5 protein-coding genes are annotated in these 25,375 nt (G+C 43.1%); 3 read left to right on the plus strand and 2 right to left on the minus strand.

Annotated features, from left to right (window positions below):
* The first annotated feature begins 16 nt into the window (after window positions 1-16).
* Both PseudUWO310_RS16015 and PseudUWO310_RS16020 read left to right on the plus strand, forming a co-directional pair.
* Complete coding sequence (locus PseudUWO310_RS16015; protein WP_223805697.1) at window positions 17-22,402, plus strand: putative Ig domain-containing protein; 22,386 nt, start codon at window positions 17-19, stop codon at window positions 22,400-22,402.
* Between the two features lie 100 nt (window positions 22,403-22,502).
* On the plus strand, window positions 22,503-23,330 hold the full coding sequence (locus tag PseudUWO310_RS16020; protein WP_142603033.1) for a hypothetical protein: 828 nt from the start codon (window positions 22,503-22,505) through the stop codon (window positions 23,328-23,330).
* 558 nt (window positions 23,331-23,888) lie between these two features.
* Here PseudUWO310_RS16020 and PseudUWO310_RS16025 read toward each other — a convergent pair.
* Window positions 23,889-24,149, minus strand: a complete 261-nt coding sequence (locus PseudUWO310_RS16025) for a hypothetical protein (protein WP_317845582.1) — start codon at window positions 24,147-24,149, stop codon at window positions 23,889-23,891.
* Window positions 24,150-24,208: 59 nt separating this feature from the next.
* Window positions 24,209-24,418 carry a hypothetical protein gene (locus PseudUWO310_RS16030; protein ID WP_190316052.1) on the minus strand — a complete coding sequence of 70 codons (210 nt, stop codon included), beginning with the start codon at window positions 24,416-24,418 and terminating at the stop codon, window positions 24,209-24,211.
* 1 nt (window position 24,419) lies between these two features.
* Here PseudUWO310_RS16030 and PseudUWO310_RS16035 point away from each other — a divergent pair, with 1 nt between their 5' ends.
* Window positions 24,420-25,274, plus strand: a complete 855-nt coding sequence (locus tag PseudUWO310_RS16035; RefSeq protein WP_142603037.1) for an Rpn family recombination-promoting nuclease/putative transposase — start codon at window positions 24,420-24,422, stop codon at window positions 25,272-25,274.
* The last annotated feature ends 101 nt before the right edge of the window (window positions 25,275-25,375 follow it).

Here is a 25,375-nt window from a genome sequence, read left to right on the forward strand (position 1 = left end):
GACTTTTACCTATAGCTTGGTTACAGGAACTGGAAGTACTGATAATGCTGCTTTCACAATAGTTAACAATGAATTACATATCAACAGTTCTCCTGACTTTGAAGCGAAGAATAGCTACAGCATTAGACTCAGAACGACAGATCAAGGAGGACTATCTTTCGAGAGAGTATTTACGGTAGGTATCACCGATGTCAACGAAGCACCAACAGCATTAGTTCTCAGCAATAACACAACTCCAGAGAATGTTGCAGCGAATTCTTTAATTGGGACATTTACCAGCACAGACCCCGATACAACTCCACAGACTTTTACCTATAGCTTGGTTACAGGAACTGGAAGTACTGATAATGCTGCTTTCACAATAGTTAACAATGAATTACATATCAACAGTTCTCCTGACTTTGAAGCGAAGAATAGCTACAGCATTAGAGTCAGAACGACCGATCAAGGAGGACTATCTTTCGAGAGAGTATTTACGGTAGGTATCACCGATGTCAACGAAGCACCAACAGCATTAGTTCTCAGCAATAACACGACTCCAGAGAATGTTGCAGCAAATTCTTTAATTGGAACATTTACCAGCACAGACCCCGATACAACTCCACAGACTTTTACCTATAGCTTGGTTACAGGAACTGGAAGTACTGATAATGCTGCTTTCACGATTATCAACAATGAGTTACGCATTGTTAACTCACCTGACTTTGAAGCGAAGAATAGCTACAGCATTAGAGTTAGAACCACCGATCAAGGAGGTTTATCCTACGAGAAAGTATTCACAGTCAACATTCTCAATGTCAACGAAGCACCAACTTTGTCAGCGATCGCCAATCAAACGATCGCTTCTGGAACATTATTAAGCTTGACTGCGATCGCCACCGATCCAGATCGACCAACCAACCTTACCTATAGCCTCGAACCAAATGCTCCTACAGGGGCTAGTATCAATCCGATTACGGGTGTTTTTACATGGACACCAACCGTATCCCAAGCAGGAACTTACACAATTGGGATTCGCGTCACTGATGATGGTAATCCCAGTCTTAGCGACTTCAAAACTTTTCAAACAGTTGTCATCAATCCCAATCTAGCTCCGACCGACTTAGCTCTTAGCCCCAGCTCCATAGCTGAGAATGTGCCCGTTAATACGGAAGTCGGCAGTTTTAGCAGCATCGACCCCGACACAGGTAACAGCTTTACCTATAGCCTAGTTAATGGGATCGGTGATATCAACAATAGCCTCTTTACTATTGAGAATGGTAAACTCAAACTCAACTTCTCACCTGACTTTGAGAGCAAAAACAGTTACTCCATCCGAGTCAAAACCACAGATCAAGGTGGTCTAAGTTTTGAAAAAGCGCTAATTATTAGCATCACTGATGTCAATGAAGCACCAACAGCATTGGTTCTCAGCAATAACACAACGCCAGAAAATGTTGCTGCAAATACCTTAATCGGCAAATTTACCAGCACAGATCCAGATTCAACTCCGCAGACTTTTACTTACAGCTTAGTTGCTGGAACTGGAAGTTCGGACAATACTTCTTTCTCAATTATTAATAACGAACTCCACATCGTAAACTCACCTGACTTTGAGACCAAGAATACCTATAGCATCAGAGTTAAGACTACGGATCAAGGTGGGCTATCTTACGAGAAGGTATTCACCGTCAATATCACCAATATTAATGAAGCTCCTGTATTTACAAGTGATATTAAAAATAACGGAAGTGCAGGTCAGCCCTACCAATACAATATCACCACATCCGATCCTGAAAATAATACCCTTGACATTACAGCGGCAAACCTACCATCATGGCTCACCCTTGTAGACAACCATGACGGCACGGCCAAACTCCAAGGTACACCTAGTTTTACCGACTCAGGCATCTATAACATCCAGCTCAAGGCTAGAGAAAATAGCACTTTTGAGCATTTAGAAGCCAACCAAAACTTCTATATCTCCGTAGATCTCAGTCTTAAAGAACGATCGTTCTTTAGCCCTATTCGTTCTATTCCTATTACAATTCCATCTCAGCCATCGATCCTGCAATTCAAAATCGATGGACTTAACTTTGATACCGCTGCTTTAAATTCTATCCATGATGCCTTTGAAGTTTCCTTAGTGGATAGTAATGGCAAACCCTTAACCTTAACGATCGGTGCGGGTAGAAGTAGCTTCTTTAACCTCAGCGAGAGCAGTAATATCCCAGCTCTTACCGCCGCTACGACCTATGACCCCATCACGGGAATTGTCAAATTAAATCTCACGGGTATTCCAGCGAATACTTCAGCTAATCTGGTGTTTCGCCTGATCAATGATGATGCAGATACCACTACTCAGGTCACAATCAAGGACTTCGCCATTGTCAACGCGCCACTAAATACTTTGCCTGCTCAACAGACAGTACTTCCCGCAAGCCCTTCACCCACTCCTCTAAATTTAGGCAATACGATTGATGTTAGTAGTAGCATTTTGCCTCAGTACGATCGCACGTCTTTCAATCAAGATAGCAAACTGCTATACGCAAGCCTCGCCCTGAAGAATTCAGGCACTTACGCGGTTAACAATCCACTTTTAGTCGCAGTAACCAATATTAGCGACCCCACGGTTCAAGTTCGTAATACCAATGGGTTTACGCCTGATGGATTGCCTTACTATGATTTCAGTGCGTTGGTTAATGATGGCAAGCTAAATCAAGGGCAGATCACCGAAATCGGCAATTTGATTTTCTACAATCCCAATCAAGTCCAGTTTACTTACAAGCTCCAAGTTCTTTCCACACTCAACAAACCACCAGTAATTACAAGCCAACCAAACTCAGAAGTAATTGGTGGAAAGACCTATACCTATAATGTCAAAGCTACTGACCCCGACAGCGATAACCTCACTTACAAACTTTTGGTCAACCCTGATGGTATGACCATCAATAGTCAGACTGGTGTGATTACATGGGTAACTACTACGGCGGATATTGGTAACAAGTCCATCAGCGTTGAAGTTAGTGATGGTAGAGGTGGGGTCTCAAAGCAAGACTATAACCTTGCCGTAACGGATATTCCTCCCAATCGTCCTCCCGCATTTGTAACTAATCCTGTAGTTCAGGCTTATATCAATAAGCTGTATCAATATGATTCTCAAGCGATCGACCCCGATCAAGACTCCCTAACCTATAGCGTCGTCATTGGTCCCGATGGATTAAAAGTTGATCCAGCCACAGGGAAAGTAGAATGGACAGCCCCACCATCATTAATTTTGGGCGACACTGTCATTGGGCAGATCAATGTACCTGGACAAAACCAAGAATTTAATTTCTCAGGTAAAGCAGGGCAGAAATTTTATTTTGACCCACTGCAATACACAGGCAGTAGAGAGAATTGGAGTTTTCAAATTTATAGCCCATCGGGACAGTTGGTAGCCAACACCTATCTTGCGTACTATGACAGTCCACTTCTAAGCCTAAATGAGGATGGCAACTATAAAATCGTCATTAATCCAAGTGGGGATACCGTAGGCAGTTATGGCTTTAGAGTGGTTAATCCTGCACTTCTTCCCATTACCAATTTTGACAAGGTAATTAATGACACCCTGAATTTAGGTTCACAAGATAATCTCTATCGCTTTACTGCTAGTAAAGGACAGAAACTTTATTTTGATATGCAAAGTCGTGCTTACGACAAGATGGACTGGGTACTCTACGATCCGCGAAATGTAGCTATTGCTGCTAATGGCTACATGGATGATATGGAAGTAGATATTCAAACTGATGGGGAATATGTTTTAGTAGTTCGCGGTAGAGATGCTCTGACTACGAGTAATAGCTATTCATTCAGCATTATTAACTCGCCATTACCCGTAACTCCCATGACTTTGGGAACGACAATTAGTGGCAATCTGAAAAAGGGCGAACAGGATACATTCACTTTTACAGGGACAGCAGGACAGCAGCTATTCTTTGATTCTTTAGTGCATCCATACAATTCAAGCTACTTTATTGCCTATATCTACGATCCATCAGGCGTGCAAGTAGATACATTTGACAGTCGTAGCGATCGCACTCCAGACAATGCTGGACTGCGTCTTACCTCTGATGGCACATACAAAATCAAGATAGATGGTTCTGGAGAGAACAATGGAGCCTATGCATTCCGTCTTTTAGATAAAGCTGCTGCTACGCCAATAGCTCTAGATACAGAATTTTCTGGAACCTTGGGAAATGGAGGCTACAATATTGAGCTATTTCAGTTTGAACTGACATCTCGTCAGTATCTCTATTTCGACACAACTTCTCTAGGGTATGACAACTATTATCCTGCATACTACAATGCTCAGCCTGGAGGATGGCAGCTTTATGATACTAGTGGTCAGTTGTATTACTCCCAACGCCTTTGGGAAGACAGAGAAGGATGGTTAGAAGCTGGGAAATATACCTTAGCGATACAGGGCTATGGCGCTGGCTACGAGTCACGCTATAAATTTAATCTGGTCACGCCCGAACTGACAACTAAGCCAGCTATCACTTTTGGCAGCGATGTCAGCGGCACTTTGACTGAAAAAGGCGCTCAAGACTATTACACTTTCACAGGTAAAGCAGGGCAACAGTTGTACTTTGATTCTTTAAGTAATCCAGCTAACTCTAACCCCTATAATCCGACTAACTTTAGCATCATTATTTACGATCCCACGGGTCGCGAAGTAGTCAGAACCAATAGTCGTTCGGATCTTAATCCCAGTGACTATGCGGCACTGAGACTGACTATGAATGGAACCTATAGAATTACCGTAGATGGTGATGGTGAGGCGATAGGCAACTATAAGTTCCGATTGCTGAATAAAGCAGATTCGCCTTTGGTGGCACTAGATACGGATATTGTGGGAACGTTTGATAACGATAATCTTGGTAGTGTCGGTTATCGCTTTAACATTCCGACTCAAACCTATGTGTATATCGATGGTCAGCAAGGTAATGGCTATTGGTACATATACAATGCTAGTGGACAGAGAATTACAGGAACTGGTACCAATAACGATCAAGAGCTATGGCTTGGCGCTGGTGAATATTGGCTGGTGGCTCAAGGCAATGGTTATGGCGATAGCAGTTACAAGCTGAGAATTGTTACTCCTGATTTGTTGTATAGCAATATAACGCTCAATACGGACATCATCGGCTCGATCGCTGAAAAGGGAGAACAGGATTACTATCGTTTTGAGGGTAAGGCTGGACAAGTTCTCTTCTTTGACGATTTGGGAACTAGTTCGGGCATTTACGCTACTCTCTACGATCCTAACGGTCGATATACTGGTTTTCAGATTAGCCAAGGAGATGGGAATCCGCATGACTACGCAGGGCTAAGATTGACTAGCGATGGTACTTACCAAATTAATATTGATGGCAGTGGAGAGACAACGGGTACTTATGGTTTCCGTTTACTTAACATGGCTGATTCTCCCCTAGTAGCTCTGAATACGGATATTACAGGAACTTTTGACAATAGCAATCGCGGTAGTGTGGGCTATCGGTTTAATCTAGCCGAACGCACTTATATATATGTTGATGGTCAGCTAGGTGATGGCTACTGGACTATTTATAATGCTAGTGGTCAGAAAGTTGTGGGGACTTATTCTATTAGCAATGGAGATCAAGAGCTATGGCTTGGCGCTGGTGAATATTGGCTGGTAGCTCAGGGTAATGGCTATAACGAGAGTAACTATAAGCTAAAAATTATTACTCCAGATCTGCTAGCTACTCCTTTAGCTTTGAATGGAGTTGTTACAGGTTCAATTAGCACTAAAGGCGAGCAGGATTACTATACCTTTACAGGCATTGCAGGCGATAAACTATTTCTTGATGCACTTGGTATCTCTCCAAATTTATCTTTCTATATTACCGATCCATTTGGACGGAATATATACAGTACAGGTAATATTTCCGATGCAGGACCTGATACTAATAATACAAGTTTGCTGTTGACTAAGAACGGTACTTATACCATTACCATTGATGGAAATGGCGAAGTAACTGGCAACTATAAGTTCCGCATTTTGAGTGATAGCTCTTCCCCATTAATCAATATCGGCGATATCATTCAAGGCACTTTTGATAACGGGGGAGTTGGAAGCAATGGCTATCGCTTCAACGTTAGTAATACTCAGACAATTCATGTTGACATCCAAGATGGTCAAAGTCCCAACTACTGGATTATCTATAGTGGTGATGGTCAAATTGTTGCCCGCCAAAATTTCCCTAATAGTGCCGATGTTAACTTGACAAAGGGGGAGTACTGGCTGGTAGCGATCGGGAATAGCTCTGCTGACAATACTTATAAGCTTCAGATTAATTCATCGTACCTTGCTTCTTCTAACGATCCCACACCCATTCCTTATATACCAAACACTACGATTAGTGGAACTATAGCCTCATCAATTGTCTCACCAATCTTAAACTCTAACAACTCACCTGTTCCTTATACAGTTACTGCTTCAAGTGAGTATTATGGATATTACCCTGCTTATCGAGCCTTTGATGGGAGCTTGAATGGTTCTAGCTTCTGGGCTTCTTCTGGCGAACAAAATCCATTCATTCAAATCGATCTGGGATCTCCTGCTACGATTTCTGGGTATTCTTTTGTTTCGCGAGCGGATGGAGAATATAACCAAAGTCCTCGTTGGTGGGTACTTTCTGGCAGTAATGATGGTACGACCTTTACATCCCTAGACAGTAGGTCGGGACAACCCGTTTGGGGCGTTGGCGAAAAGAGAGAATACGCACTTGCAACTGCTGACAATTATAGATATTACAGATGGACATATACGACTGAGGGCGCAATAGGTCAAAATATTATCTCTATTCAAGAAATTCAGCTAATAAATTCAATTGTTGATAGCAAGAAAATTTATTCCTTTGATGCGATTTCAGGACAAAGCTTCAAATTTGATGGTCTTTCTCTTGGAAACAACCTAAAGTACAGTATTATTGATCCAAATGGGAAATTACTAATTAGCAATGCTAAGGAGATAGAATCTAGCAAGGAAGTTTTTGCTAGTGAAACTGGAACTTACAAGCTAATTATTGACTCAGCCACAAAAGATGGCGGTAGCTATAGGTTTAATTTAGTTCCAACACTTTCTACATCAATCCCTTACTCGCTCAATACTACGGTGAGCGGAACTATAGCTGGCTCAATTGTAGTCTCACCAATCCTCACAGCTAATGTGATCTCTCCTTATAGAGTTACGGCTTCAAGCGAATATTTCCCAGCATATTTTGCCTTTGATGGTAGGACAAACAACTCAAATGGTTATGCTATGTGGCATACAAATGGTGAACCCAATCCATTTATCCAAATTGATTTAGGAACATCTACATCGGTTTCTGGATATTCTTTTGTTTCGAGAGCAGATGGGGAATTTAATCAAAGTCCTCGACAGTGGGTGTTTGCTGGCAGTAATGATGGAATTAATTTTACGACATTAGACAGTAAATCAGGACAACCTATCTGGGCTACTGGAGAAAAGAGAAGCTATGCTTTGGGAGAGACTGATAGTTATAGATACTATAAGTGGTCGCTTACAGCGCAATCATCCATAGGGCAAAGCTATCTATGTATTCAAGAGATTCAGTTGTTAAATTCAGTTTCTACTGGAGACACTAAAAAAATCTATTCCTTTGATGCAACCGCAGGACAGGGATTATATTTTGACAGTCTTACTTCTAATTCGGCTTTACAATATAGCATCATCGATCCCAAAGGTAGAACATTAGTCAAGCAAGGAAATTTAACGAGCGATCGCGGTGAAATTTTTATTGGTGAAACGGGAACTTATCAACTCATCATCGACTCATCTGGAGGATATGCAGGCAACTATAGCTTTAACTTAGTGCCCTATGGTAATAGCTCGACAATTGCTACCCCTGTAAGCCTAGGTAGTAATCTATCAGGCACGTTTGGCACGGATGGAAGAGAAGCTAAATTCTATCGATTTACGGCTAATGCCAATCAGTTATTAGCGATCGACCCATCTGGTGATAGTAATACCTATTGGTTTATCTATTCTCCGAAAGGCGATACCGTTGCTTCGGGCAGGTTAAGTAAGTATAAGGAATTTTTCCTCAATCAGACAGGAGAATATACGCTTGTTATCGCAGGAAACGGGGCGGCGAATAATAGCTATCAACTCAATCTATTAGCACCTAGCACGACTACGACTCCCTTAGCTATTGGTACAGATATCTCTGGAAACATTTCTACTAAGGGTCAGTATGACTCCTATACATTCACAGGTAAGGCGGGTCAGCAGTTATTCTATGATGCCTTGGGTGGAGACAATTATCTCTATGTCACAGTCTACGATCCCACAGGTAGAAAGATTGTCGATCGCGCTAATAATCCAGATGATCGCAATCTTCAAGACGGGCTAATCCTGCAAATGAATGGGACTTATACTTTGCAAATTGGTGGCTCAGACTACAATAGCTACATTGATTACTACGAAACTTCTTACCCCACTACCTCACCATATACAACCCACACTGGCAATTACAAATTCCGCTTATTAGATAAAGCTGATGCCACTGCGGTGAATGTTGGTGACTATATTACAGGTACTTTTGATAATGGAGCTTTGGGTTCCAAATTATACAAACTCTCGCTTACCGAAACTAAAGCGCTTTATTTCGATGGATTACAGGGTAATGGCACTTTTCGGATTTATAATTCCAACGGTTATGAAATTACAAACCTCAATCTGAATGACGGATACGATCGCGAGTTAACTCTGGGCGCGGGAGAGTACCTGATCGTGATGCAAGGTAGAGGTTCAGCCAGCAACTACCAGCTCAGGATTTCGCAGCCACCAGCTTACTTAAACGTTCCCATAGATTTTGATACTGTGATTAGCGACAGTATCACTGATAAAGGGGCGAAGCGATACTATAGCTTTAATGGGAAAGCAGGTAAGCAAATTTTCTTTGATGGTTTAGGTGGAAACTTCGGCAATAATTTGGTGATTTACGATCCCATAGGTAGAGTGATATTTAATCAGAGGCCTCAAGACGATGCTGCACCAAGCCAAGGATTGATTTTACAGATGGATGGCGTTTATCAAATTGTAATTGATAGCTCTTCCCACTATTACTATGACTATAGCTATGTCTATCCTTACCTAGGTGATTACAAGTTCCGTCTATTAGACAAAGACAATGCCACAGTGGTTAATGTTGGTGATGATATCACTGGAACATTTGACAACGGAGCTTTGGGATCAAAAGCATACAAACTAACACTAGCTGAAACTAAATTTCTCTACTTTGATGTAATTAAGGGGAATGGTTCTTTCATTCTTTATAGTCCCGACGGACAATTCATTAATAGCCTAGGATTATCTGCTGCCAATGATTTGGAATTCCCTCTATCTGCAGGTGAATACCTAATTGTGATGCAGGGGATTGGAGACATTGCTGGTGCTGACTACAAGCTACACATAAGCGCACCAATTATCCCTCCCGCAGAATCTATTGAACTTGGTACAGTTGTTAGTGGCAGCATCACCGAGAAAGGCGTGAAACGCAACTATACATTTACGGGTACAGCAGGACATCAGTTATTCTATGATGCTTTGGGAAGTGACTTGAACTATGTATCAATTTACGATCCCATTGGCAGAAGAATTTTCTTCCAAGATGGTCGCTACGATCGCGATCCTTATGTCGATGGACTGACTTTGCAAATGAGTGGAACCTATACTGTTGTAATCGACGGTTCAGATCACTATGCAGATCGCTTTGCTGGCTATGGCGATCATAGCTATGTCTATCCGAATTTAGGTAATTACAAATTGCGATTACTGGATAAAACTTTAGCTCCAGAAACGACATTAGATACAGTTGTCTCAGGTGCATTTGATAACGGCGGATTGGGAACCACTCAATATCGACTAAATATCAGCGAGCGGAAGTATGTTTATTTTGATGCCCAAGGAGGTAGTGGTAATTGGATTATCTATTCTCCCGATGGTAAAACTCGCGTCGCTTCGTCAGAATTGAATCGCAGTCAAGAATTTTGGTTAGATGCTGGTGAGTACACGATCGCTATCCAAGGAGTACCTCAAGGCTCGAATACAGTTCCCTATCAATTTAAAATAGTAACTCCAGATTTGGTTAGTACTGCCTATAAAGTGGGCGATACAATTTCGGGCAGCATTAGTGAAAAGGGAGAAAAAGACTTCTACACTTTTGAAGGAAAACCAGGGCAGAGATTATTCTTTGATGGTCTATCTACTACCGCCAATATTTATGCCACCCTCACTTCGCCAACGGGCAAGACAATCTTTAGTAGATTGGACACCCAAAGTAATTATGCTAATGAAGTTCTTGATGAGAATGGAATCTATACCCTCACCATAGATGGTTCGAGCTACGATTATTATGGCAATGTTTCTCTGGGGAACTACAGTCTGCGTTTATTGGAATATGCTAACGTTTCCTCCTTTGCTACATCTCAAGCTGTATTAGTACAGCCTAATACTGATATCACGGGTAGTCTTAGCGATGCTAATGGCAAACAGTCCAATCTCTATCGTTTCTCAGGGACTCAAGGACAAACCCTATATATCGATACGATAGCAGGCGATCCATCCAATTTTTGGGGCATCTATGCACCAAATGGTACAAGTGTAACCTATGGTAACTTGTCAACTCCTGGGGAAATAGTACTCTCGCAAACAGGAGAATATACCCTTGAAGTGCAGGGTCGAGGCGCTAGCAATCGTGACTATACAATACGCCTGATTACGCCAAATAGTTCGATCGCTAATTACACGTTAGGGAATGTTATTAGCACCTCTCTAGCTCGTAAAGGCGAAACCGACACCTATAGCTTCACAGGCAACCTCGGACAGAGATTATTTTTTGATTCAATTACGGCTCCGCCGAATGTCAGAGCAAGACTATATAGCCCCACAGATGTTCTATTGAAAGATAGCCTTTTAAGTGAAGGAGACTGGTTGCCTGAAACCTTAGCAGAGACTGGTAAATATCGACTAGTGATAGATGGTGATGGCGGAGCAATTGGGAACTATAGCTTTAGTCTCAGCGATCGCGCCATTGCCTCTGAAATTAGTCTTGCTACATCAATCTCAGGAACCGTCGCAGCTAATAGCGCCAACCTATACAAACTAAATGGTAAGCAAGGACAAGTCCTTAGTTTTGACCTTACCGCACCAAATTTGGTGGGTGCTAGTTGGGCTATCTATGACCCTTCGGGGATAGCTATAGCTACTCCTAGTTCGGCATCCCCAGACTTTAAAGTAGCTCTAGCTTCTACGGGAATATACAGCCTAGTAATTAATGGTAATAGCGGAGGCGAATACAGTTTCCAAGTTACCGACATCACTCCTGCGGCGGTAGCCAATTTAGGAATCGGTGTTGTCCAGACCGCAAGCATTAATAATGCAGGGGCGACAGTCGATTATGAATTTACGGGTAAAGCAGGTACGCAGATATTCTTTGACGCTCAAGCCTATGATTCTTCTAATAGCTATAATAATTATTACTATGGCGGCTATGATTACTATAGCTACTACTATTCTCGGTTTAGATTGATTAATCCAGATGGAACCGTGGCTCTAGACAACCAATCTGCGACCTCAGATCAAGTCTTGACTCTTTCTCAAACAGGTACTTATAAGTTGCAGGCTTATAGTGTCTATCCATATGCTGCTGCAAACTTTAGGTACAACCTATTGGAGATGCCGAATAGCTTTGGTTCGCCAGCACTTAACTATCTTGCCTTAAACGATACAGTAACAGGAACCCTAAATAATAAAGAAACTAAAATCTATACCTTTCAAAACTCTGTCGGCACTAAGGTACTGTTTAATGGCATGTATGGAGATGGAGTCAATGCCTATCTGTATGACCCCAGTGGACGAGTAGTTATGAGTCAGGGGGTTAACTCATCAGATTCAGCCCCATATACGCTCACCCAAGAGGGACTATACCATTTAGCAATATCGGGACAGGCTAACACCTACAGCAGTTCATTGCAACGTAGTTATTCCTTCCAATTGCTAGATGCTAGTACTGCTCAAGAGGTCGAATACAACCTCCCCATTACAGGCTCTTTAGACAATGGAGAGAAGGGCACTTTCTACAAAATTACGGCTGAGGCAAATAAGATCCTTTACTTTGATAATTTGTCCTTCAATACTAATTGGTACTATCCCTATGAATATCGTTGGACACTCTATGGGGCTGGCAATAATGTCATTGCTAGCAACGAATTACGTAATGATTTTGAAGTAAAAATCGACAAGGCGGGAGAATATTATCTGTATGTCGCAGGAGCCTATGCCACCAATCCTGTCGATTACAAATTCCGTGTAGTTGCCACTGATATTAGTAATCGCAGGGATGTGATTGTTCCTGGCTCTGGTATATCTGGAGCGAAAAATGACGATGGCTCCCTTGCAACTGTAGCGGTGGAATTACAAGCCAAAGATGGTAAGGGCGGCACAGCCACCCAAAATTATGATATTAAGCTGTTTGCCGACCCCAATAATGCAAATCCAGTTATTACTAGCATTCCCGACACAAAGTATAGCCTTGCAGAAGATGGATATCGTTATCAAGTTAAATCTCTCGATCCAGATAGCGACTCTTTAGTTTACCGATTAATTAACTCACCCATTGGCGCAGTCATTAACCGTGACACTGGCGAACTACTGTGGTTTCCTGCTGCTTCGGTCGTACCTGGTAGCAAAGCTAATTTCACAGTGGAAGTTTCCGATGGCAGAGGTGGGAAAGACACCCAAACTTTCACTGTAGATGTTTATGGCAACTTGGGCAAAATTCAAGGTGCGGTATTTGACGATCTTAATGGCAATGGTTTACTGGATAGTAAATTAATCAAGGGAGATAACCCTTCTGTGGTGCTAGCGATCGATGTATCGGGTAGTACTGCTGCTCCATTTCTAGGGACTGGCAAGTTTAAGGATGTTAAAACAGTTCTGGATGCAGAAGTAGCTGCTATAAAATCTTTGGTCAGTTCCATAATTGCTCAAGGACAGGGTAGTAAACTCAAAATTGGATTCCTACCTTTTACAACTGGCGCAACAATCCAAGACATGGACTTGGTCATGGCAGGATTGCAGGAATATACGACGGCGCTAGCTGATAGTAATGGTAATGGAACTTCTAATATCTCTGAAGTATTAGCCCTGCCTCTGTACCATGTTCCTGATGGCGGTAGCAAACTTAATAATGTCATCGAACAGATTGACACCTTGGTTAATGTATTGCCTGGTACGCCCAATCTGATCTTCATGTCCGATGGTTATTTCAGTAATTTAAATCCAACGGAAATTAACACGATCGTAGCGAATATTAAGTCACGGGGTGGAAATGTAACAGCATTTGGTATTGGGGATGCGGCAACTACCGATACTCTCAAAGCAATCGATCCCGATGTGATTAAGCTGAAAGACATCAACGAACTATCGAATATTTTTACTGGCTTTGATGAGAGATACGCTCTAGAGCCATTCAAAGAGAATGTCAGCGTTTACTTAGATTTGAATAATGATGGGCAGTATGAAGCGGGCGAACCCATCCAATTGACGAAACGAGGCAATGCTCCAAATAGTGTTGGTCAAACACCTTACTACTACACATTCGATCATCTGACTCCAGGAAACTATACCGTCAGAATTCTGACTCCCAATGGTTACAGCCTGAGTACTCCTGATACGGGTTTTGCGACAGATGTAGTGACGACAGCGGGTGAAACCTTCAGTCATCTATTTGGGGTTACCAAAATCGCAACACCTGTTAATACTGCACCGCAGTTTACGACTATTCCTCCTGAATTAACTCAACTTAAAGCAGGACAGTTACTGAACTACAAGGCTAAGGCGATTGACCCTGACGCAGACTCCGTGACCTATAGTCTGGTGTTAGCTCCCAAAGGCATGACGGTGGATAATGAAACTGGAACGGTAATCTGGAATCCTACTAAAACTCAGATCGCCGACTACTATGCCCAACTGGAAGCCGATCGCCAGCGCGTTGGTCCGAGTCGTGCGGCGGCGATCGCCAAGACTCCCGTATTTAACGTACTGCTGCGCGCACAAGATGGCAAAGGCGGACAGGCTCTGCAATATATCAAAGTAGAATTGCTATCGGATAACCAAGTACCTGTATTCACCTCAATATTCCCCAGCACCACACCACAGGCTAATAAAACCTTCCAGTACCAAGTTAATGCGCTCGATCCGAATAACGATACCGTAACCTTCTCTTTGGTGACTGCGCCCTCTGGAGCCACTATAAACGCCAGCACTGGGCTGTTAACATGGCAACCGACGAGCAATCAAGTCGGTGATAATAACTTCACGATCAAAGTAACTGATGGCAAGGGTGGTGAAAGCTTGCAAACAGGTAAGCTCTCAGTCATCAATGCGGTTCCCAATCGCGCACCGACGATCAGCTCTACCCCACGCAATAGCGCTAGATATGGCAACAGCTATAGCTACGAAATATTGGCGACCGATGCCGATGGGGATGCTCTAACCTACAGCTTAGTCACGGCTCCTGCGGGAATGACGATCAAGGACAATATCCTGAGTTGGCTGCCTAGTAGTAGCCAATTTGGAGACAATAATGTATCGGTCAAGGTCACCGACACGCAGGGTGCAAGCAGCATTCAAACCTTCCAAATCAGAGTCGGCAGTCAATTAGAAAATAAAGCCCCGACCATTAGTTCTGCGCCCAATCTCGTTACGACCATAGACCGCGAATACCAATATGACTTGAGTGGCAGTGACCCGAATGGCGATCGCCTATTGTGGAGCTTAGATAAAGCCCCGACGGGAATGGTAATTGATGCCACCACGGGACGACTAAGATGGCAACCAACCGTCAATCAAATCGGCGAACAGGCGATCGCCATTCGCGTCACCGATAACTATGGAGCCTATAGCGTTCAAGAATATACGCTCAAGGTCAATGCGATTAACACCGCTCCCAATATCCTATCGACCCCAATCACCAAAGCAGGACAGGGACAACCCTATGTCTATAACGTCGTGGCAACGGATGCCGAAAACGATGCCATTCGCTATAGTCTGATTAGCTATCCCACAGGGATGAGCATCGATAGCGAGACAGGCAAGATCTCATGGACACCCAGCTATAGCAATATTGGCAGCTACAAAATTCAAGTCCAAGCCACCGATAGTAAAGGGATATTCAATACCCAAACCTACCAACTGGAAATAGTTGCCGCGCCCAACCTCACTGCGCTCAATCACACCCCCAGCATCACCTCCACCCCGATCGCTCAAATCGATACGACGAAACCCTACCGCTATCAAGTCGTAGCGACCGATGTCGATGCGGGAGATAGCTTGAGCTATGGATTAATTAATAGCGGAGGAGCGACAGGGATAACAATTAACCCCACCACAGGACTAGTCACATGGGATAGTCCTACATTGGGAACCTACAACATTGAAATAGGCGTAACCGATAGTAGCGGCGCAAGAGCGACCCAAGGGTTTACTCTCAATGTCAGCAATCAACCTGCTGGAACTGCTAGCAATAAACCACCACAGATCGTATCGACACCGATTACCCGCATTGGGCAGGGACAAGCCTATAGCTATGAAGTACTAGCCCGCGACCCAGAGAATAACCCCGTCATCTATAGCCTGAAGAGTAGCCCTAATGGTATGGCGATCGATGCAAATACAGGGAAGATCTCTTGGACGGGAAACACCGTGGGCAGTTACAACGTGGAAGTCCAAGCCACTGATAGTCAAGGCGGCTTTAGCAGCCAGAGCTATCAACTGGAGGTGATCGCTAATCCCATCAACCATGCCCCCAGCATTACCTCTACACCGCAATTCCAAGCCGATACCAATAGCTCCTACCGCTATCAAGTCACCGCTAGCGACCCCGATGCGGGAGACAAACTCGAATATCAACTGATCAGCAATGGCGGAGCCACAGGGCTAGCGATCGATCGCCAGACAGGACTATTGACAGGGAATAACCTGAGTGCAGGAAACTACAAAGTCGTCATCGGAGTCGTCGATGAAGGCGGCTTAGGAGCGGCACAAGGATTCACCCTCACCGCAAGAGCCAATCAATTACCCGTCATTAGCTCTGATAATCCACCAACAAAAGCCGTTCCCAATGTTCCCTATGTCTATGACCTACGGGTTAGTGACCCCGATGGTGGTAGCTTGAAATATAGCCTTGATGACGCATCTAAGAACTTAGGAATTAGCATTGATGAGCTAGGTCGATTGCGTTGGACTCCTTCTGTTACTCAAATTGGCGCTCATCCCATTACCATCAGCATTACCGATGAGTCAGGGGGTGTGATCTCGCAGAACTTTACGATCAACGTCCAAGCCGATAGTACTGCCCCGAGCGTAAAGTTAACCTATGCGGGTTCTATTCCCGCCGCTAAAGGTAGTGCGATTACCTTCCAAGTCCAAGCCACCGATGATGTGAAAGTCTCCGACCTACAGCTACTTGTAGACGGACAAGCGGTTCCCTTAGACAACTATGGTATTGCCACCGTGGTCTTGAACAAGGTGGGGAATATCCAAATCGTGGCTAAGGCGATCGATGCTGCGGGCAATGTGGGGCAGGATACGACGGTATCGATTCCCGTATTTGACCCCAATGCTGAAGCCCATGCGCCAGAGGTGAGCTTCCAATTATTTGGAATCGAGGATGCGATTTCTAGTCTCAGCGATATCAAAGGACTAGTTGATGACCCCGATGATAATCTGCAATCCTATGTGGTGGATATTGCGGCTGTTGGTACGGATGACTGGACGACAATCATCACGGGTAATAGTGAAGTCAAGGCTGGTGGCGTACTCGGTAAGTTTGACCCCAGTATCTTCGCCGATGATAGTTATCGGATTCGTTTGACCGCAACAGATACGACTGGGCTATCGAGTTCGGTGGAAGAACAGGTGAATGTGGTCAGTCAGGGATTAAAACTGGGTAACTTCACTCTTTCATTCACTGACCTATCGATTCCGATATCAGGTATTCCGATTAATGTAACCCGCACCTATGATTCACTCAATGCTAAGGTCAGCGATGATTTTGGCTATGGGTGGAGATTGGAGTTTCGGGATACGGATCTCCGCACGAGTTTGGCAAAGGATGAGGTTTACGAACAGACAGGTTTGAGAACACAGGCGTTTAAGGATGGTACGAAGGTATTTATCACTTTGCCAGGGGGCAAGCGCGAAACCTTTACCTTTAAGCCCACCCGCGATCCAATTTCTAGCTATTTCCCTACGATCGATGGCTACGATGCATCGATCTATCATCCCACCTTTACATCGGAGAAAGGCTCCACTAGTACCTTGACTGTTGTCGATACTAAGTTAAGTTACATCGATGGTAAGTACTATTCCCTTGGTAGTGGGGTGGCTTACAATCCTGCGGACGGCTATTTTGGGAATAAGTATATTCTCACCACGAAGGAGGGGATTGTGTATGAGATTGATGGCACGACGGGGGATCTGAATAAAGTTACCAATCCCAATGGCAATACGCTCACGTTTACGGATGCAGGGATTACTAGCGATACAGGCAAAGCGGTGACATTCCAGAGGGATGCTAGTGGTCGGATTACTTCTGTAACCGATCCTCTCGGTCAGGTGGTGAAGTATCAGTATGATGCGAAGGGTGATTTGATTGGGGTATCGGACAGGGAGAATAATACGACCCAGTTTAAGTATGCTCAACCCACCCGCGACCATTTCTTGACAGAAGTGGTCGATCCCCTTGGAAGATCTGGGGTGAAGAATGAGTATGACGCGCAGGGGCGGTTGAAGTATATCTATGATGTCAATGGCAATCCCGTAGAGATGGCTTATGACCCTAATACTTCCAAACAAACTGTTACAGATGCAAGAGGATATTCCACTACTTATATTTACGATAATCGTGGCAATGTTCTCACCGAGATTGATGCGAAAGGAGGCATAACCACACGCACCTATGATGACGATAATAATTTACTCAGTGAAACCGATGCTGACGGCGTTACGAATACTTACACCTATGATGCCAATCGCAACCTCCTAACCAGTACCGATGGTGATGGCAATATCACACGCATGACTTATGACAGAAGCGGTCGAGTTACCAGCGTTTTATCTCCCACGGGCTTAAGTACAAGTGCTAAATATGATAGTCGCGGTAATTTAGTTGAAAGTGTCGATACAGATGGATTAAAAACTACCTATATCTACAACGCACGCGGACAATTGCGATTCCAAACCGCACCCGATGGACAGGTCACAGAGTATAACTATGACCAATATGGCAATCCTAATGTCATGGTTGATAGTCGGGGTAATAAGGTTGAAGCTAATTACGACCTCAACGGTAGGATGTCAAGCGCCACCACTACCTTTAATCTGAATGGTCAAACTTACACATTAGGAACGGAGTACGACTACGACGACAATGGACGCACGATCGCTAGTCGAACTTCTCGCGGTACAAGTCAATCGATGACTTACGATGCGCTCGGACGGGTGAAGTCAATGACCGATGAGTTTGGTAATGTTACTTCCTTTAACTATGACTTACAGGGAACTCCATCTGGAAATACTGCATCAACAATAGGTTCAGTAGTGACGCGCATTGATGAAATCATTCAACCAGACAATACGCCCAACAATAGCAGCGACAATCCTAAGATTATTAGGAAGTACGATCAGAACAATAATCTGATTGCCGAAATCTCACCCACAGGTTTAGAAACCCGCTATGTCTATGATGAATTAGGACGCTTAATCGAAACGATCGCTCCTGATACTACCCCCGATAATTGGAATGATAATCCACGCCTTAAGACTAGTTATTCATTGGCAGGTCGCGTCAAAACTCAAAGCGATATTTTTGGCAATGATCAGAAGTATTTCTATAACAATATTGGGCAACTGATTAACTATCAAGATGTGCTTGGTAATGCTACAACCTATACCTACAATGAGGGTGGACAAATCGAAACCGCTACCGATCCTCGAAATCGCCTTACCAGATATGTCTATGATGACAAAGCTAGAGTTACGGATGTGATTTACTTTGATAACTCTTCCTATAAGCTGACCTATGATGAATTAGGAAGGGTGAAGACGGAAACTAACGAACTCAATCAAACGACAACCTACGAATATGACGCTTATGGTCAAGTCAAAGCGGTGATTAGTGCCGATCGCTCTCGCACTGAGTTTGAGTATGACAACCGTCGCAATTTAGTTAAAGTTACCGATGCGTTGGGACGTAGCACCAATTACAAATACGATCAGTATGGACAACAAGTCGAAACCCAGTTTGCAAATAGCGATAAGGTATTACGCAACTATGACCAGTTTGGTCGAGTGACGCAGGTGACCGATGAGAACTCCCATAGCACCAATTACAGCTATAACAATCTCAGCCAACTGACGGAAATTATCCAAGCTAATCAAGCTAAGACTACATATACCTATGACAATTTAGCAAGACTAACGGCGGTTACGGATGCTAATCAAAATGTGACTAAGTATGAATACGATGCTTTTTATCGCCAAACTGCAACGATTTTGCCGATGGGTCAGCGCAATCTGACGGTTTACGATAAGTTTGGACAAACTGTCAAAACCACTGATTTTAATGGCGATAGTATTAATTATGCCTATGATGCGATCGGGCGGTTAGCAAATAAAACCTTTACTGATTCTAGGGTGGCGACGGTTTCCTATACCTATGATGCGGTGACTTCGCAGTTAAAGACGGTCACTGATGGGCGTGGTGTAACCAGCTATAGTTACGACCAACGCGATCGCCTCAAAACAACGATTATGCCAGACCAAAAGTCAGTGACCTATGGTTATGACTTGTTGGATAACGTTACTTCGGTAACGACTCAAGCTTCGACAACCAACTATAGCTATGACTCTCTCAATCGTCTGGATAAGGTGAAGGATGGAACTCGTCTGTTGGCTGATTATGATTACGACCTTGTTGGGAACTTGACGCAAAAGAAACTGGCTGATGGTTCGGTGGAGTCGCGGCAATATGATGTCAGAAATCGTCTGACTCAAATAACCACCAAGAATGTTACGGGGACGGTTTTCTCTGGCTTTAGCTATACTCTCGATGCGGTGGGTAATCGCACGCAGGTGGTGGAGAATAATGGTCGAACCGTGGATTATTTCTATGATGTGGTCAATCGCTTGACGCAGGAGAAGATTACGGATGCGGCTGTGGGAAATCGCACGATTGGCTACAATTATGACCTTGTGAGCAATCGCTTGAGCAAGACTGATACGCTGGAGGGTTTGACGACCTATGCCTATGATGCGAATAATCGACTGACGAATACCACGGCTGGAACCAAGGTTACGAATTTCTCCTATGACAATAATGGTTCGCTGAAGTTGCGGAGTGATGGGACTAAATCTACTGTCTATGATTGGATTAATGATGGTGAGAATCGCTTGATTGGTGTAAATACGACCAATGCTGGTATTACTTCGCAGTCTAGTTTTGTTTATGATGCTTTTGGCAATAGGGTGTCCAGTACTACGGATGGAGTCAAGACTAATTATTTGACAGCTGCTATTTGGGATTTGCCTGAGGTGTTGATGGAGTATGACGATAACGATAATATTTTAACGGATTATACTCAGGGTATTGGTTTAGTCAGGTCGCGGCATGATGGGCTTGAAGGGTTCTATCATACGGATGCTTTGGGTTCGACTAGGGTGGTGACAGATAATGTTGGTTTAATTACTGACCGCTATACCTATGATGCTTTTGGGGTGTTGTTGGATCAATCTGGTACTTTTGGTAATTCTTCGCAGTTTGCGGGTGAGCAGAGGGATAGTGAAACTGGTTTGGATTATCTCAGGGCTAGGTATTATGACCCGCTTTTAGGGCGGTTTGTCTCGAAGGATGCTTTTGGTGGAGTGATTGAGCGACCTGCGAGCCAGAATAGTTATCTTTATGCGGATGCAAATCCTGTTAGTAATACTGACCCTTCGGGTTATTTTACGATGGGGGATGTATCGGCTACTTTGAGTGTGCTATCGACTTTAGCGGCGAGTGGTGGTGTTGGTTTTGGTGTTGGCTATATCGGTACGGCTGCGGCAACAGGTGCTAGTGGTGAACAAATCTTAGGTTTGTTTGGTGAATGGGGTGCTGGTTTTGCGAGTGGTGTATCGGGTGGTTTGTTAACTGATATCTATGAAGCTTCTTCTGGTAAGAAGATTGAGCCGAAACATTCTGCTCTATTCAATGCGGGTAATATTACTGGTATTGGTGTATCGTTCTTAGTCGGTTTGAGGGCGGCGACTTGGGCTAGTACTTCTATTGGTCGCTTACAATGGGTTGCGGGTATTGATCTTGCATTCAATGGCTATGGAGCAATTAAGGCGACTAATAATCTTTCTCAAAGCTATCAGGACAATGGCAAGTTTGAACTTGAGGACACATGGAATCTATTAGCTTTTGTACCTTTTGCGGGTTCGCTCTTAGGCGTTAAACAGTTCCTTTCGGCGAGTAGAGCAGTTAAGGGTAGTACTGAGTCTGTTGATGGCTTAATGACGGCTCAAAAGACAGTGACTAAGACTGGAAATTGCTTTGTTGCTGGTACAGAGATTCTCACGACTGAGGGTATTAAAAATATTGAGGATATTAAGGTTGGAGACTGGGTAATTGCTGACGATCCGAATACAGTCGGTGAGATTGAAGCAAAGCAGGTGCTAGATACTTTTGTCAGGCATACTACTGCTTTAGTTGATATCTACATTGATGGTGAGATCATCTCAACTACAGGTGAGCATCCCTTCTGGACTCCTGATCTTGGTTGGGTAGAAGCTAAGGATCTCCATGTTGGAAGTTTGCTACAAACTGAAGATGGTAGAATCATTGATGTAGATGGAGTTGATAAGCGTGAAGGTGACTTCACTGTTTACAATTTTAAGGTTGAAGGCTTCCATACCTATTTTGTTTCTAATCTGGGGATTTTAGTTCATAATGCTGATTGTGAGGATGTAGCTAAACTCTATAAAAGAGAGATGGAAGGTGGTATGCGAATACAAATCTCCTCCAAGGATGGTGGTACGCTATTAGATCCTAAAGATAGTGGTTGGTTTGAGCATACAGTTTTCGTGAAAAAAGGGATGGTTTATGACCCTATGGGTATGGGAGACTTAGGTGGCGTTAATCTGCCAAATCGCTCTTTTCTAAATTGGAGAGATTTCGATAGATTTGACGCAAACCCAACTCCGTGGTCTGATTGGTTAGAAGCATACGGTGGTCGCGAACGGCTCAATTTCAAAATAGATCGAAGTCCATGGGAAAATATGGATTAGACTTGTTTTTCAGAGTGTCTCAACCAATTTTATCCGAGTAAGACCCGATAAGTCTATTTTCTTTATTAGGATTTTACTACTCGAGCAGGAATATATAGCTATGCATCAAAAACTTGAGGAACTAATCAAACTGTGTAGAAGACCAACCATTGAGCTACTTAGAGAGGCACTTTTGTGTAGACAAGAACTTTCTGAAGCTGAAAGTAATTTCATTACATATATCGCGGGATTTTCTCATCATGAATTTGCCGAAAGTTTATTTTCAAATTTTAATTTATCCTTTTTAGAAAACACCTCGATATTTTTTGATCGAGAGAATAATAAGCTTCACTTCAAGATATTATTACATGACAAATCTCATTACTGTGCTAAGTTACATATGGGAAGGATAGAACGTGATTACAACTCTCCAATGTTTTGGAGTAAAATTGAATTTAGGGATAAAGATGGTTTATACATTGATAGTCTTGGAAAGCAGCTACGCGGATGCTCTGGAGATCAGGTCAGAGCCTACATCTCACAAGGAATATCAGGTGTATCTGAAAATGTAGTGTCTTATCAAAGAAATTTGCAAGGTTATTCCGTAGTTACTCATTTCGTTCGAGCGGCTGAACCTAATACGGATATCAATGTGAAAACTGTTTTCAGCCGAGTCACAGCGTGTATTTTTGTGAACACCTGCGAAAAATCTTTCTCTAATCTATCACTTGATCAATTTCAACACCGAGCCGAGCTATACCCGTTACTAAAAAGCGTATATTGGTATGTCATAGATGCCATACAGCCTGAAAGAGTTACAGATTTCCTTCAGAAAATTGAAGCCGATTTTAAACTAATGCAATATGATGTAAAATACGATTATCTTCAAGAAATACTACCTGAGATTGAGACAATGATATTAAATATTCTTTCCCATAGTAGGGATTAGAATCGCAATTCCTCGTAGTTTGGATAGAGCAAAATCGAACCTTAAGATTATTAGACCGCCTAATTCTCTCACTTTAAATAAATATACAGGTTTCGCTAGTGGCATATCTGCTAATTTCTTAATTGACGTTTATGAATTTATTTAGGACACCAAGTATGAGTCTAAAGATTCGTCACTATTCAATGCTAGTAGCTTAGGGTGAGTTACATTCCATGAACGCACCAAATAGATTTATTAGAAACCTAGCTTGTTGTTCCATCGACCTCCATACAAATATCCAAACGATTCCGTCAAAGGTGATCAGAAATTTTAGATGATGTTTTAGGCGATCAGGATTTTCTCGTTTCAGAGAGATCGCTTTCTAGCAATGAGTAGGCGATCAATGTTTTTTCAGATTTAGTGGCGATCGCTTGTTGGGATTTGTAATTGTAAAGGCGATCAGGAGTTTATTGTTTGATAGCGATCGCTTGTTGTTTTTTTGATTGTGAAGGTGATCGCTTAAGGTTGAAACTTATTATTTGCGCTCGCTTCTTTATAGAGAATATTGGGATAACTCACTTAAATTTCATCAGGATTAATCCCCAGAGATCTAAGGTATGCAGCAAGTTTTTCGTTTTTATTACGCTCTTGCTCCGCGATCGCCTCCGCCTCGCGCCGAGCCTGTTGCTCATAGGAACGCTCCAACTCAGCAATCAAGCGATCGTGTTCCGCCTCAGCATAAGAGCGCAAAATCTGATTAGAAATTGGGTCAAAGAACCGAAATCCAAGATCTGGATACAAATGTAAATCTAAACCTAACACTTCACTATGTAACGACAAAGTGCCATCAGCTAAAACTGAAGCAGCGATCGCTATGTATTTACCATTTTCTCAACGCATCAGACCTCACTCGTTTCGGAAAAAGCGATCGCTTGTTGTTTTTTGTAATTGTGAAGACGATCTGTTTTTTTAGATTTAGGAGAGATCGCTTTTTCGTTTGAGAGCGATCGCAGATTTTGAGATGATGTTTTAAGTGATCGGGAATGTCTCGTTTGGTAGCGATCGCTTTCTAGCAATGAGTAGGCGATCGGTAAATGATAGAATCCCAAAATGATCGATAATATTTGCAAATTCTTAGCCGAAAGCTTTTCCAGAGACTTCGCCAGTTGGATATTGGGCGAAGCGATCGCCCTAACCAAAATCGAACCCTCGGAACTCTCAGTCGAACCAATTCGCGCCGACTCCGTGATATTTCTCGAATCGACCAAAATTATTCTGCATATCGAATTTCAGACCGAAGCAAATCAAAATATCCCCTTCCGCATGGCTGACTATCGACTGCGACTATATCGTAAATTCCCAGAAAGACAAATACATCAAGTCGTTATCTACCTCACCCCCAGTCAATCTCCCCTAGTCCATGAAACAAACTTTAGCATTGGCAAGCTAAACCATGAATTTAACGTCATCAGACTATGGGAACAGCCCACAGAAATATTTCAGCAATACCAAGGACTCTTTCCCTTCGCTGTACTAACAAAAACCGAAAACCCCACAGAAACCCTAAGACAAGTTGCCAAACAAATCGAAAATATTACCGATAAACAAGTACAAAGCAACGTCGCCGCATCGACAGCTATAATATCGGGTATAGCCCTGAATAAAGAGATCATCCAAAGACTTTTAAGGAGCGAAATCATGAAAGAATCAGTTATTTATCAAGAAATTCTACTAGAAGGCAAAGCTGAAGGCAAGGCTGAAGGCAAGGCTGAAGGCAAAGCTGAAGGCGAGGCTGAAGGTCTAGCTAAAGCAACGAAACAAATCGCCATAAACATGATGCGTTCCAATATGTCTATGGATTTAATCGCCCAATTCACAGGACTAAGCCTCAAACAAGTCCAAAAACTGCAAAAACTTGCTGCCCAACCAGCCAAGAAGCCAAAGTCATCCAAAGCCAAAGCCTAAATCATCTTATACCAATTCACTGTAGTGTTGTCTCACTTCAGTGAATTAAACAACAAACCCAGTAAGGTTTTGAGATTCCCAAAATGGCAACGCCATTTTGG

The sequence above is a fragment of the Pseudanabaena sp. UWO310 genome (assembly GCF_006861605.1).
In the GTDB taxonomy this organism is placed as follows: domain Bacteria; phylum Cyanobacteriota; class Cyanobacteriia; order Pseudanabaenales; family Pseudanabaenaceae; genus Pseudanabaena.

Coding starts and splice junctions, on each gene's coding strand:
- PseudUWO310_RS16020 (WP_142603033.1), top strand. CDS start 22,503: ATGCATCAAAAACTTGAGGAACTAATCAAACTGTGTAGAAGACCAACC.
- PseudUWO310_RS16035 (WP_142603037.1), top strand. CDS start 24,420: ATGATCGATAATATTTGCAAATTCTTAGCCGAAAGCTTTTCCAGAGAC.